The sequence below is a fragment of the Streptomyces sp. NPDC023157 genome (assembly GCF_055560575.1).
In genome coordinates this window covers 377,012-391,757 of the sequence record NZ_JBVHIL010000005.1, presented here as the reverse complement: position 1 = coordinate 391,757, position 14,746 = coordinate 377,012, and the positions used below count along the sequence as shown (strand labels likewise).

The window sequence follows — 14,746 nt, the reverse complement described above, 5'->3', positions numbered from 1 at the left end:
AGGTGCCTGTAGCCAAAATGCCTCCACGACCGAACAATCGGTAGGTGAGGCGCGCCACATTTCGCGCCACCCGCCTTCGGGTCTTATGCCCGCTCCCACGAGGAGGTGGACTCGTTGCAACAGCGCAGTTCGACAGTCCAAGAGCCCCCCGGTGCCGCTCTCGCCTACCGGCCCACCCCGCCGCCGGCCTGGCAGCCGCGCACCGACCCCGCCCCGCTGCTGCCGGACGCCGAGCCGCTGCGCGTGCTCGGCACGGACGCCGTGGCCGACGCCGACCCGGAGCTGCTGCGCCGCCTGTACGCGGAGCTCGTACGCGGCCGCCGGTACAACGCGCAGGCGACCGCCCTCACCAAGCAGGGCCGCCTCGCCGTGTACCCCTCCACGACGGGCCAGGAGGCCTGCGAGGTGGCCGCCGCGCTGGCCCTCGAGGAGCGGGACTGGCTCTTCCCCTCGTACCGCGACACGCTCGCCGCCGTCGCCCGCGGGCTCGACCCCGTCCAGGCGCTGACCCTGCTGCGCGGCGACTGGCACACCGGCTACGACCCGCACGAGCACCGCATAGCCCCGCTGAGCACCCCGCTCGCCACCCAGCTCCCGCATGCCGTGGGCCTCGCCCACGCTGCCCGGCTGAAGGGCGACGACGTGGTCGCGCTCGCCATGGTCGGCGACGGCGGCACCAGCGAGGGCGACTTCCACGAGGCGCTGAACTTCGCCGCCGTGTGGCAGGCCCCCGTGGTCTTCCTCGTGCAGAACAACGGCTTCGCGATCTCCGTGCCGCTCGCCAAGCAGACCGCGGCCCCCTCCCTGGCCCACAAGGCCGTCGGCTACGGCATGCCGGGCCGGCTCGTCGACGGCAACGACGCCGTCGCCGTCCACCAGGTGCTCACCGAGGCCGTCACCCGCGCCCGGCGCGGCGGCGGGCCCACCCTCGTCGAGGCCATCACCTACCGGATCGACGCCCACACCAACGCCGACGACGCCACCCGCTACCGCGGCGACAGCGAGGTCGAGACCTGGCGGGCGCACGACCCGATCCTGCTCCTCGAACGGGAGCTGACCGAGCGCGGCCTCCTCGACGAGGACGGCCGGCGCGCGGCGGCCGAGGCCGCCGAGACGATGGCGGCGGCGCTCCGCGAGCGGATGAACGCCGACCCCGTGCTCGACCCGATGGACCTGTTCGCCCACGTCTACGCCGAGAAGACCGCGCAGCTGCGCGAGCAGGCGGAGCAGCTGCGGGCAGAGCTCGACGCCGAAAGTGAGGCGGGATGACCACCCACGCGACTGCGCGGCCGGCCGTGAAGGCGGCGGCCAAGCCCGCCACCATGGCGCAGGCACTCCAGCGGGCCATGCGCGACGCGATGGCCGAGGACCCCACGGTCCACGTCCTCGGTGAGGACGTCGGCACCCTCGGCGGTGTCTTCCGGGTCACCGACGGCCTCGCCAAGGAGTTCGGCGAGGAACGCTGCACCGACACGCCGCTGGCCGAGGCGGGCATCCTCGGCGCGGCCGTCGGCATGGCCATGTACGGGCTGCGGCCGGTCGTGGAGATGCAGTTCGACGCGTTCGCCTACCCGGCGTTCGAGCAGCTCATCAGCCATGTCTCCCGGATGCGCAACCGCACCCGCGGCGCGATGCCGATGCCGATCGTGGTCCGTGTGCCGTACGGCGGCGGGATCGGCGGGGTCGAGCACCACAGCGACTCCTCCGAGGCCTACTACATGGCGACCCCCGGCCTCCATGTCGTCACCCCGGCGACCGTCGAGGACGCCTACGGGCTGCTGCGCGCCGCCATCGCCTCCGACGACCCGGTGGTCTTCCTGGAGCCCAAGCGGCTCTACTGGTCGAAGTCCGACTGGTCCCCCGAGGCGCCCGCCGCGGTGGAGCCGATCGGCAAGGCGGTGGTCCGCCGCCGCGGCACCAGCGCCACCCTCATCACCTACGGCCCCTCCGTGCCGGTCTGCATGGAGGCCGCCGAGGCCGCCCGGGCCGAGGGCTGGGACCTGGAGGTCGTCGACCTGCGCTCGCTCGTCCCCTTCGACGACGAGACCGTCAGCGCCTCCGTGAAGCGCACCGGCCGCGCGGTCGTCGTGCACGAGTCCACCGGCTTCGGCGGGCCCGGCGGCGAGATCGCCGCCCGGGTCACCGAGCGCTGCTTCCACCACCTGGAGGCGCCGGTGCTGCGCGTCGCGGGCTTCGACATCCCGTACCCGCCGCCGATGCTGGAGCGGCACCACCTGCCCGGCGTGGACCGGATCCTGGACGCGGTCGCCCGGCTCCAGTGGGAGGCGGGGAGCTGATGGCCCAGGTGCTCGAATTCAAGCTGCCGGACCTCGGCGAGGGCCTCACCGAGGCCGAGATCGTCCGCTGGCTGGTCAACGTCGGGGACGTCGTCGCCATCGACCAGCCGGTCGTCGAGGTCGAGACGGCCAAGGCGATGGTGGAGGTGCCCTGCCCGTACGGGGGTGTGGTCACCGCCCGCTTCGGCGACGAAGGCACGGAACTGCCGGTCGGCGCGCCGCTCCTGACGGTCGCGGTCGGCGGCGCGGACGGAGTCGCGGGAGCGGCTCCCGACGCGCTCGCGGGTGTCGGTGCGGGGACGGGCGGATCCGCCGCGTCGGCCGCCGAGTCGGCCGAGTCCTCGGAGTACTCCGGCAACGTCCTCGTCGGCTACGGCACGGCCGGGCCCGCGGCGCGGCGTCGCCGGGTCCGGCGGGACGCGCCCGCTGTGGCGGCGGTCGTGACGCCGGTCGCCGTGCCTGCCGTGCCGCCGGTCGCCGTGCCCGTCGCGGTGCCCGCCGTGGCCCAGGGGCCCGTGCCCGTCATCTCCCCGCTGGTGCGCAAGCTGGCCCGGGACGAAGGGCTCGACCTGCGGGAGATCCAGGGCTCCGGGCCCGACGGGCTGATCCTGCGCGCGGACGTCGAGGCCGCCCTCGCCGTACGGTCCCGGCCCGCCGCCCCGGCCCCCGCGGCCGCCGCCGTCGCGCCCGCCGCCGGTGAGCGGATACCGCTGCGCGGAGTGCGCGGCGCGGTGGCCGACAAGCTGTCCCGCAGCCGTACGGAGATCCCCGACGCGACCTGCTGGGTCGACGCCGACGCCACCGAACTCATGGCCACGCGCGCGGCCATGAACGCGGCCGGCGGGCCGAAGATCTCCGTGCTCGCGCTGCTCGCCCGGATCTGCGTCCACGCCCTGGCCCGCTTCCCGGAGCTCAACTCCACGGTGGACACGGCCGCGCGGGAGATCGTCCGGCTGCCGTCCGTGCACCTGGGCTTCGCCGCCCAGACCGAACGCGGGCTGGTCGTCCCCGTCGTCAAGGAGGCCGGCGGGCGCACCGCCGAGTCGCTGACCGCCGAGTTCGCCCGGCTGACGGAGTCGGCGCGCCAGGGGACGCTCACCCCGGCGGACCTGACCGGCGGCACGTTCACCCTGAACAACTACGGGGTGTTCGGCGTCGACGGCTCCACGCCGATCATCAACCACCCCGAGGCGGCCATGCTCGGCGTGGGGCGGATCATCCCCAAGCCGTGGGTGCACCAGGGCGAGCTGGCGGTACGCCAGGTGGTGCAGCTGTCGCTGACCTTCGACCACCGGGTCTGCGACGGAGGGACCGCCGGCGGCTTCCTCCGTTACGTCGCCGACTGCGTCGAGAATCCGGCGGTGCTGCTGCGCACGCTGTGACAGGACTCCGCCGGGGCGGACACCGGCCGGGGCACGGGGCCCCGGCGGTTCCCGGCGGCCCCGTCCGGGACCCAACCCCACGCCGGGTCCCGGACACGTCCTCGCGGACCGGTCCGAACCACCGCCTGCCCTGAGAAGCGGGCGCGGGCGCGGGCGCGGGCCGGCCGCAACTTCCGGACGGGCCTCCCGCCCTTCCGGGCGTCCCACCCCTTTCCCCTGCCGGGCGCCCCACCCCTTTCGCGGACGCGCGCCGGGCCCCGGGTGGCCCGTCCCTGGCGGGCGCGGACGATACTGCTGGGATGACGACCGCGTACGACGCCATCGTGCTCGCCGGCGGTGCCGCCCGGCGCCTCGGCGGGGCCGACAAGCCAGGAGTGCGGGTCGGCGGCCGGAGCCTGCTCGACCGGGTCCTGACGGGCTGCCGCGACGCCGGGACGACCGTGGTCGTCGCCGACCCCCGGACCACCGCGCGCCCCGTGGAATGGGCCAGGGAGGACCCGCCGGGCGGCGGCCCCCTCGCCGCCCTCGACGCCGGCCTGCGCCGCCTCGCCCCCGCGGTTCCGTCGGACGGTCTCGCCGCCGTGTCCGGCGGGCCCGCTGCCCCCACGGGCGGCTCTGCCGCCCCCTCCGGTGGCCCCGCTGCCGTGTCCGGCACCCTCGCTGCCCCCTCCAGCGCCGTCGCAGCGCCGGACGCCGCCCCTGAGGCGCCCTCCGATGCGCCCACGGACCCTTCCGCCACCCCTTCCGGCCTCTCCTCGCCCGCCTCCGACCCCGTCGTCCTGCTCCTCTCCGCCGACCTTCCCTTCTTCGGCGCCGACACCGCGCGCCGGCTCGTGGATGCGCTCGTCTCCGGGGCCGGGGCCGAAGCGGCCGTGCTGGTCGACGGGGAGGGGCGGGAGCAGCCGTTGGTGGGGGCTTATCGGGTGCGGGCGCTGCGGCGGGAGATCGCGGAGGTCGTCGCCGACCGGGGTGGGCTCGACGGGCTGCCCTTGCGGCTCGTCACCGGGAAACTGCAGGTCGTGCGGGTCGCGGCGGAGGGCGGGGCCTCCTTCGACTGCGACACCTGGGGGGACATCGCCACCGCCCGGGCGCGGATCAGGGAGCATGGGAACGTGCTGGACGAATGGATCACCGCAGTCAAGGACGAACTGGGCATCGACCTGGACGTCGACACAGGCCTCCTGCTCGACCTCGCCCGTGACGCCGCCCACGGCGTCGCCCGGCCCGCCGCGCCGCTGACCACGTTCCTGGTCGGGTACGCGGCGGCCAAGGCCGGTGCCGACGCAGGGCCCGAGGCCGTGGCGGAGGCCGCGCGCAAGGCGGCCGCGCTGGCCCAGCGCTGGGCCGCCGAGCAGGACGACGCCGGATGACGATGAAGGAGCGGCTGCCCGACGACGGCGTCGACGACGCCCTCGCGCTCGTCGGCCGTCCCCGTACGGACTCCCCGCGCGCCGCCGCCGCAGCGGAGGCGCATCGCGCCACCCCCTGGCCCGAGGCCCGTGCCGTCGCGGCCCGCGCCGCGGACGTGCGGGAGCCGGTCCGGGTGGCGCTCGGGCAGGGGCTCGGGCACATGCTGGCCGAGCCGCTGCGCGCGCTCACCGACCTGCCCTCCTTCGACACCTCCGCCATGGACGGCTGGGCGGTCGCCGGGCCCGGCCCCTGGCGGATCGACCCCGAGGGTGCCGTCCTCGCCGGGCACCTCCCCGCCTCCGAGCTCGCCGACGGCGACGCGGTGCGGATCGCGACCGGCGCCCGCGTGCCGACCGGGGCGACCGCCGTCGTCCGCCGCGAGCACTCCCGTACCGACACCGCCGGGCACCTGCACGCCCTGCGTGAGGTCGTCCACGGCCAGGACATCCGCCCCCGCGGCCAGGAGTGCGGCACCGGCGACCTGCTGCTGCCCGCCGGGAGCCCGGTGACCCCCGCGGTCCTCGGCCTCGCCGCCGCGGCCGGCTACGACGAGCTGACCGTGCGCCCGCGCCCCCGCGTGGAGGTGCTGGTCCTCGGCGACGAGCTGCTCACCGGCGGACTCCCCCACGAGGGCCTGATCCGTGACGCGCTCGGCCCGATGCTCGGCCCCTGGCTGACGGCGCTCGGCGCGGAGGTGCTCGGCACCCGCCGGATCGGCGACGACGCCGAGGCGCTGTACGCGGCGGTCACCGGTTCCGCCGCCGACGTGGTCGTCACCACCGGCGGCACGGCGGCCGGTCCCGTCGACCACGTCCACAGCGTCCTCGACCAGGCGGGGGCCACGCTGCTCGTCGACGGGGTGAAGGTGCGGCCCGGCCATCCCATGCTCCTGGCGCGGCTCGACGCCCCTCCCACCATCCCCGGCGCCCACGGCACCCCAGCCGCCTCCACCCCCGGCGCCCACGGCACCCAAGCCACTCCCCACCCCCGCCACCTCGTCGGCCTGCCCGGTAATCCGCTCGCCGCCGTCTCCGGGCTGCTCACGCTCGCCGAGCCGTTGCTGCGCGCCCTCGCCGGTGCGCCCGCCCCCGCCCCGTACCGGCTGCCCGTGCGCGCGGAGGTCCCGGGGCATCCGTACGACACCCGGCTCGTCCCCGTGGTCCGCCGGGGCGACGGGGTCGAGCCGCTGCATTACAACGGCCCGGCGATGCTGCGCGGTATCGCCGTCGCCCATGGAATGGGCGTGATCCCGCCGGGGGGTGCCCGTCCCGGGCAGCCGCTGGAGATCCTGGATCTACCCTGGCAGGTCGTGTCGGCCGAAGGTCCGGGCGGCGGAGCCCAAGGAGTGTGTTTCACGTGAAACTTCCCAACCGGGACGTGATGGCCCGGGAGGCCGGGGAGAAGGTGACGGGCTCCCGCATCAGGCTGCCGCGCCGCGTGGTGGAGAATCCCCTGCGCCAGGTCGGCAAACGCCTGCTCATGGCGCTGGGCGTGCTGCTCCTGACCGTCTTCATCGTCTACATCGACCGGTCCGGCTACCACGACAACGCCGACGAGACGGTCGACTTCCTCGACGCCGTCTACTACGCGACGGTCACCCTTTCCACCACGGGATACGGCGACATCGTCCCGTACAGCGACTCGGCACGGCTGGCGAACATCCTGCTGGTCACGCCGCTGCGCGTGCTGTTTCTGATCATCTTGGTCGGTACTACCCTCGAGGTCCTCACGGAGCGGACCCGCGAGGAGTTCCGGCTGCGCCGCTGGAGGGCCATCTTGCGCGACCACACCGTCATCGTCGGCTTCGGTACGAAGGGGCGTTCGGCGATCCAGACGCTCTGCGCGACCGGCCTGCGCAAGGACCAGATCGTCATCGTCGATCCCTCCAACAAGGTGATCGAGGCGGCCAACGCCGACGGCTTCGTCGGGGTCATCGGCGACGCGACCCGCAGCGACGTACTGCTCCGCGCCGAGGTGCAGAAGGCCCGTCAGATCGTCATCGCCACCCAGCGCGACGACACGGCGGTCCTGGTCACCCTGACGGCCCGCCAGCTCAACCGTGGGGCGAAGATCGTCGCCGCGGTCCGCGAGGAGGAGAACGCGCCGCTGCTGCGCCAGTCCGGCGCCGACGCGGTGATCACCAGCGCCAGTGCCGCCGGGCGGCTGCTCGGCCTGTCGGTGCTCAGCCCCAGCGCGGGCACCGTGATGGAGGACCTGATCCAGCAGGGCTCCGGGCTCGACCTCGTGGAACGGCCGGTGACCAAGGCCGAGGCGGGGCGGAGCGTCCGGGAGACGGACGACCTGGTGGTGAGCGTGCTCCGCGGCCACCGGCTGCTCGGGTACGACGATCCCGCCGCCAGCCCGCTGAAGTTGACGGACCGTGTGATCACCATCATGCGGGCCGCGCCGGTCACCCCGCTCACCACGCCGAGCGACGACTAGACCGGGACCGGGGCCGGGGCCGGGACCGAGCCCCCGGCCGCCGACCCGCCCCGGCCACGCGACCGCGACCGGCACCGGGACCCTCGGAGTAGCCTCGCCGCCATGCATGCGATCACGATTCCGGAACCCGGTGGTCCCGAGGCGCTGGTCTGGGCCGAGGTGCCCGACCCCGTCCCCGCCGAGGGCGAGGTCCTCGTCGAGGTGGTGGCGAGCGCCGTCAACCGTGCCGATCTGCTCCAGCGTCAGGGCTACTACGACCCGCCGCCGGGCAGCTCCCCCTACCCCGGCCTGGAGTGTTCCGGCCGGATCGTCGCGCTCGGCCCCGGGGTCTCCGGCTGGTCCGTCGGCGACGAGGTGTGCGCGCTGCTCGTCGGCGGCGGCTACGCGGAGAAGGTCGCCGTCCCGGCGGGGCAGCTGCTCCCGAAGCCCGAGGGCGTGGACCTGGTGACGGCCGCCGCGCTGCCCGAGGTGGCGTGCACGGTCTGGTCGAACATCTTCATGCTGGCCCACCTGCGGCCGGGCGAGACCCTGTTGGTGCACGGCGGGGCGAGCGGCATCGGCACGATGGCGATCCAGCTGGCCAAGGCGGTCGGCGCGCGGGTCGCGGTCACGGCCGGCGGCCCCGGGAAGCTGGCGCGCTGCGCCGAGCTGGGCGCGGACATCCTCATCGACTACCGCGAGCAGGACTTCGTCGAGGAGCTGCACAAGGCGACGGACGGCGCCGGGGCGGACGTCATCCTGGACATCGTCGGCGCGAAGTACCTGGAGCGGAACATCAAGGCGCTCGCCGTCAACGGGCGGCTGGTGGTCATCGGTCTCCAGGGCGGCGTCAAGGGCGAGTTGAACCTCGGCGCGCTCATGGCCAAGCGCGGGGCCGTCCTGGCGACGACGCTGCGTTCCCGGCCGCTGGGCGAGAAGGCGGCCGTGGTGGCGGCGGTCCGCGAGCACGTCTGGCCGCTGATCGGCGCGGGCACCGTCACCCCGGTCGTCGACCGCACGGTGCCGCTGCCGGACGCCGCCGACGCGCACCGGGCCATCGAATCGGGCAGCCACGTCGGCAAGGTGCTCCTGCGCGCGCCGCAGAAATGACCGAAGGCCCGGCGCCGTCACCACGGCCGCGGAAGTGACCGAAGGCCCGGTGCTGTCACCAGCGCCGGGCCTTCCCTTCGTCATCGTCCTCGGAAACGTCCGTCCTACAGGTACGGCCCCGACCCGACCGCCCGCCCGTGCCCCGGGCCGTGGTCGTCGTCGTCATCGTCGTGCGAGGCGCCCGGCGGGAGCGCCCGGCGCATCTGCTCCAACTGGGCGCGGGCCGCCATCTGCTGGGCGAACAGCGCCGTCTGGATGCCGTGGAAGAGGCCTTCGAGCCAGCCCACCAGCTGGGCCTGCGCGATCCGGAGCTCCGAGTCGGAGGGGATGGCCTCGTCGGTGAACGGCAGGGAGAGCCGCTCCAGTTCCTCCACCAGCTCCGGCGCGAGACCGTCCTCCAGCTCCTTCACGGAGCTGGCGTGGATCTCCTTGAGCCGGACGCGGCTGGCCTCGTCGAGAGGGGCCGCCCTGACTTCCTCCAGAAGCTGCTTGATCATGCTGCCGATCCGCATGACCTTCGCAGGCTGTTCGACCATTTCCGTCACCGGGACCTCGCGGGATTCGTCGTCACCCTGAGTGCCGCCGAGCGCCGTCCCGTCCGGGCCCACGATGAGGACCTGGGGGTGCTCCTGCGACCTGTCATTCCTCGGCATCTCCATGCCGCCATTCTCTCGCACACATGCCTCACCACACGGTGTGCCCCTGTACGAGGGTGATCCACCCTCGTACAGGGGCACGGCATGGCAACGAACGCGTGTGCGGCGGCGGGGTCCCTAGTGCGCGGCGCGGCGGGCCAGGGCGCCGCGGGAGCGGGTCACCAGGGCGGCCAGCAGGGCGGCGCCGAGCGGGACGGCCACCAGGAGGGCGGCGAGCGTCTCCCAGGGGACGACGATCGGCACGTACGGCGGGGCGTCCGAGCCGGCCCAGCCGTTCTCCAGGCTCTCCTCGTAGAAGCGCAGCTGCTCGCGTCCCTCGGTGAGCCGCAGCCCGATGGCGGGCAGGACTCCGGCGGCGGAGCCGAGGACCACGCCCATCGCGGCGACGACTCCGCACTGGAAGCCGCTGAGCGTACGGCGGACCCGGGGCGGGGCGCCGACCGCGGCGAGCGTCTTGAGGTCGGCCTCGGCGTCGGCCTGGGCGAGCCCGGTGGCGATGCCGGCCGCGCCGATGGTGACCAGGCCGGCGAAGACGGTCAGCGCGAGGAGCACGAGGCTGGTCTTGCTGACGTAGCCCTCCTCCAGGGTGAGGTCGACGGTGCTGCCCAGCTTGGCGATCTCGCTGTCCAGCTTCTGCCGCTGCTCGCTGTCGGGCAGGTGGTCGGTGCTGAAGTACGCGCCCATGGGGACGGTGGTCAGTCCGGCGGCCTTGGCGGCGGCCGGGCTGAGGATGCTCTGCACGCCGTACGAGAGCGGGGAGCCGGGCACCTGGTAGGCGGGGAGGTTCTTGACCTCGCCGGGGACCGGCTGGTTCTTCTCGGCGGCGAGGTCGGCGGCCTCGGTGTCGGTGATCAGCTTGACGCCGACCGTGCCGGTCTTCTGGTCGACCTGCGTCTTCAGGAAGTTGACGACCTTGCCGTCGGCGAGGGCCTTGGCGGCGCCGGGGTCGTCGATGCCGAGGATCGTGAGGATCGGGGCGTCGGCGATGAGCATGCCGCCCTCGACGTAGACGCCGTTGCCGGCGCTGGCCTGGCAGCGCCAGTCCTTGGTGGTGAGCTCGCGGCGCTGTTCCTTGGTGAACTTCTCGGAGGGGTCGGAGCCGTCGGCGGCGAAGGCCCACAGGGGGCACTCGTTGGCCCGCGGGACGATGACCTCGAAGCGGCCGCAGCCCTTGCCGCCGCCCCAGGGCTCGCAGCCCGGCTTGCCGACGGCGATCCGGGAGACGTCGGCGCGGACGTCGACGGGGAAGATGTGCTGGACGGCCTCGCGGACCGCCGGGGCGTCCCGGCCGCCCTCCTCGGTGACGAGCGCGGCGACGACCCCGTACGGCAGGCGTGCCTCGTACTCGGCGAGGCCCTGGGCGTCCCGGCTGGCGGCGTAGGTGGAGACGGCGACGGTGCCCGCGACGGCGGCGAGGACGGCGGCGACGGCGGGTGCCGTACGGCCCCGGTTGCGCACGGCGTCCCGCAGGGCGAGGCGCGGCGAGAGCGGCAGCCAGCGGCCGGTGCGGCCGAACAGGCCGACCAGGGCGGGGGTCATGGCGACCACGCCCAGCTCGGCGATGGCCGAGCCGCCGGCGACGATGACGAACTGGTCGGTGACGACCGATCCGTACAGGGCGATGACCGCGCCGAGGAGGACGGCGCCGAGGCCGACCAGGGGCAGCACCCTGCTGCTGCGGCGGACGCCGCGACGGCCCGTCAGGGAGGCGAGGACCGTCTGCCGGGAGGCGGTGACGGCGGGGACGATCGCGGCGAGCAGTCCGGTGAGGACGGCGAGCCCGGCGATGCCGAGGAGTTCGAGCGGTCGGACGGTGAAGCCGCCGAACCGCTGGCCCATCGCGTCTTCGAGCAGCGGGCGCAGCGCGAAGGTGAGGATCAGGGCGAGGACGGTGCCGACGACGGCCGCGGCGACGCCGATGACGAGTCCGCCGCTGAGCACGATGGCCCGGATGTGGCTGCGGGCACCGCCGTTGGCGCCGACGAGGCCGAGCTGGCGGCGCGAGCGGCGGGCGCCGACCGCGAAGGCGGGACCGGCGAGCAGGCAGATCTCCAGCATCGCGAGACCGACCACGGTGCCCACGGCGGCGAGGGCGGCGGCGTCGGAGGCCAGGCTGCTGTCGTAGTTGCGCCAGCCGTCCTTCTGGAAGAGCGGCACTTCGGCGTCGGTGGGCGGGTCGAGGGCCACGGCGCGCGAGACGACCACGACACCCTTGGCGTTGATCTGCTGGACCGTGTTCCACGTGAAACCACCGGGCTTGCGCACCAGGTACGTGGTGGAGAGGTCCGGCGTCTGCATCCCGGCCTTCTCGACGGCCTGCCCGTACGGCGCGAGGAAGGCCCCGGGCAGCGCGTTGACCTGGTCGGACTTGAGGTCGCTGGGGAGCTCGTAGGCGCCGGTGATCCGGTACGTGCGGTCGAAGCCGCGCGCGGTGAGGGTGGAGCCGACGGTCAGGCCGCTGGTCTCCAGGAAGTGCGTGGTCGCGGCGATCTCGTCGTTGCCCTCCGGGAAGTTGCCTTCCTGGAGGCGCATGATGCCGCGGGCGACCGGGTCGGCGGCCTTGAGCTCACGGACCTCGGTCTGGAGCAGACCGTGGGCGGTGGTCAGCTTGGCGGTGCCGTAGGTGTCGGTGAGGACGGTCGAGCCGGCCGGGATGACCTTGCGGACGTCGGTCGGGCCGTCGGGCCAGGGCTCCTTGTCGTAGTCCTTGACCGGGGTGTGCTGCTCGCCCACCGGGTCCTGATAGATCGGCACGCCGCTGACCTGGGCGTCCTTGAAACGCGCGTCGGCGGCGCCGATGACGCGCTCCGTCCGCTGCTCGGCGGTCAGCTCGGAGCTGCGCAGGGTGACGTCGAAGGCGCTCACGCCGAGGATGGGCAGCGCGATCATCGCGAGGACGAGGAAGCTGCGGCCCTTGGAGCGCCAGGCGTCGCGGCGGGCGATGCGGATCGCGGCCCGCCAGGAGTGGAGCCATGTGTTCACTGCTGCGCCGCCCGGCCGGTCAGGAGCGAGTCGGCCTCGCTGCGTACGGTCTGGTCGACGACGGCGCCGTCGCGCAGGAACACGACGCGGTCGGCCCAGGCGGCGAAGCGCGGCTCGTGGGTGACCAGGACGCCGGCGGCACCGGCGTCGCAGCGGGTGCGCAGCAGGGCGAGGACGGACTCGCCGGTCTCGGAGTCGAGGGCGCCGGTGGGCTCGTCGGCGAGGACGAGCCGGCGGTCGCCCACGAGGGCGCGGGCGATGGCCACGCGCTGCTGCTGGCCGCCGGACATCTCGTCGGGGAAGCGGTCGGCGAGGTGGCCGAGCTCCATCTCGGCGAGGGCGGCGAGGGCCTCGGTGCGGGCCTTGCGGGCGGAGACGCCGTCCAGCTCGCGGGGCAGGGCCACGTTCTCGACGGCGGTGAGGGCCGGGATGAGGTTGTAGTCCTGGAAGACGTAGCCGATGCTGCGGCGGCGCAGGGCGGCGAGCTGCTTGACGCTCGCGGAGGTGATGTCGGTGTCCTCGACGATCACCCGGCCCGAGCTGGGGGTGTCGAGGCCGCCGGCGATGGTGAGCAGGGTCGACTTGCCGGAGCCGGACGGGCCCATGACGGCGACGAGTTCGCCGGGGTAGACGTCGAGGTCGATGCCGCGCAGGGCGTGGACCTCGGTGGCGCCCGCGCCGTGGACGCGGGTCAGCTGCTGCAGACGCAGCACGGGCTGCTGCTGTATGGACATGGCGGGATCCCCCTCGGGCGTACGCGGGCGGGGTGGCGGGCGGGTGCCGACGGCCGTGTGGCGGGCGGCGGTGTGCCGGGGCCGCGGACGGTGCCGATGCCGGGCTCGGTGCCGGTGCCGGTGCGTACGGTCTGGGTCTGGTCGGGTTGCTTGCGGAGCGGTCGGAAGCGGTCTGCCGGGTTACGAAACCCCCGTGGCTCCCGGCAGGGGTGAAGCGGTCGGGGCGGAGTGGGACGAGGCCCCGGGCGGAACCGGTGGTGCGGGTGAGGCAGGTGGTGCGGGTGAGGCGGCGGAGATCGCCGAGAGGCGGATCAGCCGGGACTCGCAGTGGTCCAGCCAGCGGGCCTCCGCCTCGGTCCGGAAGATCAGCTGCTCCAGGACGAGCAGCCAGGCGACGTCGTCGCGCTCGCGGGCGCCCCCGCGCTCGACGGCGGTGATCGCCTGCGCCTTGAGCCGGGTGTAGTCCTGCATCGCCTTCACGGTGTGCCGGCGCTGGGACTGGATGACGTCGCGGATGTCGACCCCGGACGCCCCGACCGCCATGGCCAGCTTGATGGCGAGCTCGTCGCGGGCGGGGCTGCTGCGGTCGACGGGGTTCTCGAACCAGGCGCGCAGCTCTTCACGACCCTTGTCGGTGATCGCGTAGAGCGCGTGTCCGGCCTCGTCCTCGCCGTCCTGGCCGACCATGCCGTCCCGTTCGAGCCGGGCCAGGGTCGTGTAGACCTGTCCGACGTTGAGCGGCCAGGTGGAGCCGGTGCGGGACTCGAACTCCGTGCGGAGCTGCGAGCCGTAGCGGGGGCCGCGTTCGAGGAGGGCGAGAAGCCCGTGGCGGATCGACATACTCAGTATGTATACCGAGTATGCCGCCGCCGACAAGCGCCCTGAGGTGGACCCCCGGGATCCGACTCAAGGAGGACCCGGGGCTTCCGGGCGGGTTCAGCGGCGCCGCATCCGGACCCCGAGGAAGCCGATGCCGAGCCCCATCAGAGCGAGCCCCACACCCAGCGTCATGACCGGAATCCGCCGGTCGGAGAGGGTGCCGACGGCCTCCGCGCCGATCCGGGGCGCCGCCGCGGGCAGCGCCGCCGCCGAGGAGGACGCGAGCGGCAACTCCCTCTCAGGTACCGCCCCGACCCCCTCGTCCGCCTCCACGGCGGGCCCGTCCTCTGTTGCGGTTTTGATACGAGAGGGGCTTCCCGAAGGCGCCGACGGGGTCGTGGCGACGGGGGAACTCGGCTCCGGGGGCCGTCCGGGGCGCTCCCGGCCCTCGCCCGCGGGGCGCCCCGCGAGGGAGGCGGAACCGTTCGGGGCGGGCCGCCCGGCGGGCCCCGCGGTGGACCCGCTCGGCGCGGGCGCGGGGGAGGCGGCCGAGGAGGACGCGCCGGAACCGGGGCCGGAGCCGGTCGCGGTCGGGCGCGGCACGACGGTGGCGGCGGTCGGCGGCGGCGTCCCGGTCCCCCGGGGCGGTGCCGTGCTCGCGGGCCGCGGGTGCGCGGGCCGCGGGTGTGCGGGCGGCGTACGCGAGGGGATCGCCGAGCCCCCGCCCGTACCGCCGGAGCCCTCGCCGCCCGTGTCGCTCTCGCTCTCGCTGTCGGCGGCACCGGCACCGCCACCCTCGCCGGCACCCGTCCCGTTCCCGGTCGCGGTCGCGGCGGCGCCGCCCGGGCCGGCCGGGGTGACCTGGGCCCCGTACGCGTACGGGGCCTGCGGCCCGGCGACGGACACCGCGCATGCCGTGAAACAGCAGGCGAGGA

The 14,746-nt window shown here is 74.6% G+C and carries 12 protein-coding genes; 7 read left to right on the top strand and 5 right to left on the bottom strand.

The annotated features are described in order from the left end of the window. Positions 1–105 precede the first annotated feature (105 nt). From pdhA to ACZ3ZE_RS20380, 7 genes are all read left to right on the top strand, one after another. On the top strand, positions 106–1,269 hold the full coding sequence (pdhA, locus tag ACZ3ZE_RS20410) for a pyruvate dehydrogenase (acetyl-transferring) E1 component subunit alpha (RefSeq protein WP_361168502.1): 1,164 nt from the start codon (positions 106–108) through the stop codon (positions 1,267–1,269). Continuing rightward, entirely contained in the window at positions 1,266–2,297 is a 1,032-nt protein-coding gene (locus ACZ3ZE_RS20405; RefSeq protein WP_361168505.1) for an alpha-ketoacid dehydrogenase subunit beta, read from the top strand. The genes pdhA and ACZ3ZE_RS20405 overlap by 4 nt, the downstream gene beginning before the upstream one ends. After that, complete coding sequence (locus ACZ3ZE_RS20400; RefSeq protein ID WP_361168508.1) at positions 2,297–3,679, top strand: dihydrolipoamide acetyltransferase family protein; 1,383 nt, start codon at positions 2,297–2,299, stop codon at positions 3,677–3,679. Before ACZ3ZE_RS20405 ends, ACZ3ZE_RS20400 begins: the two co-directional genes overlap by 1 nt. A gap of 299 nt (positions 3,680–3,978) precedes the next feature. Next, positions 3,979–5,049, top strand: a complete 1,071-nt coding sequence (locus ACZ3ZE_RS20395) for a DUF6457 domain-containing protein (RefSeq protein ID WP_467260028.1) — start codon at positions 3,979–3,981, stop codon at positions 5,047–5,049. After that, on the top strand, positions 5,046–6,449 hold the full coding sequence (locus ACZ3ZE_RS20390) for a molybdopterin molybdotransferase MoeA (protein WP_467260025.1): 1,404 nt from the start codon (positions 5,046–5,048) through the stop codon (positions 6,447–6,449). The genes ACZ3ZE_RS20395 and ACZ3ZE_RS20390 overlap by 4 nt, the downstream gene beginning before the upstream one ends. Continuing rightward, positions 6,446–7,531, top strand: a complete 1,086-nt coding sequence (locus tag ACZ3ZE_RS20385; RefSeq protein ID WP_361168517.1) for a potassium channel family protein — start codon at positions 6,446–6,448, stop codon at positions 7,529–7,531. Before ACZ3ZE_RS20390 ends, ACZ3ZE_RS20385 begins: the two co-directional genes overlap by 4 nt. A 102-nt stretch (positions 7,532–7,633) precedes the next feature. Continuing rightward, positions 7,634–8,620 carry an NAD(P)H-quinone oxidoreductase gene (locus ACZ3ZE_RS20380; protein ID WP_363290518.1) on the top strand — a complete coding sequence of 329 codons (987 nt, stop codon included), beginning with the start codon at positions 7,634–7,636 and terminating at the stop codon, positions 8,618–8,620. A 104-nt stretch (positions 8,621–8,724) separates the two neighbouring features. Here ACZ3ZE_RS20380 and ACZ3ZE_RS20375 read toward each other — a convergent pair whose 3' ends face one another. The 5 genes from ACZ3ZE_RS20375 to ACZ3ZE_RS20355 all read right to left on the bottom strand — a co-directional run bounded on the left by ACZ3ZE_RS20375 (position 8,725) and on the right by ACZ3ZE_RS20355 (position 14,717). Further along, entirely contained in the window at positions 8,725–9,279 is a 555-nt protein-coding gene (locus tag ACZ3ZE_RS20375; protein ID WP_361168523.1) for a bacterial proteasome activator family protein, read from the bottom strand. A gap of 114 nt (positions 9,280–9,393) precedes the next feature. After that, positions 9,394–12,258 (bottom strand): FtsX-like permease family protein, encoded by a 2,865-nt coding sequence (locus tag ACZ3ZE_RS20370; RefSeq protein ID WP_467260023.1) that lies wholly within the window; start codon positions 12,256–12,258, stop codon positions 9,394–9,396. Then, complete coding sequence (locus ACZ3ZE_RS20365; protein WP_467260020.1) at positions 12,255–12,992, bottom strand: ABC transporter ATP-binding protein; 738 nt, start codon at positions 12,990–12,992, stop codon at positions 12,255–12,257. The genes ACZ3ZE_RS20370 and ACZ3ZE_RS20365 overlap by 4 nt, the downstream gene beginning before the upstream one ends. 180 nt (positions 12,993–13,172) lie before the next feature. Next, positions 13,173–13,832 (bottom strand): PadR family transcriptional regulator, encoded by a 660-nt coding sequence (locus ACZ3ZE_RS20360; RefSeq protein WP_361168533.1) that lies wholly within the window; start codon positions 13,830–13,832, stop codon positions 13,173–13,175. Between the two features lie 96 nt (positions 13,833–13,928). Continuing rightward, on the bottom strand, positions 13,929–14,717 hold the full coding sequence (locus ACZ3ZE_RS20355) for a hypothetical protein (protein ID WP_467260017.1): 789 nt from the start codon (positions 14,715–14,717) through the stop codon (positions 13,929–13,931). Between the last annotated feature and the right edge of the window lie 29 nt (positions 14,718–14,746).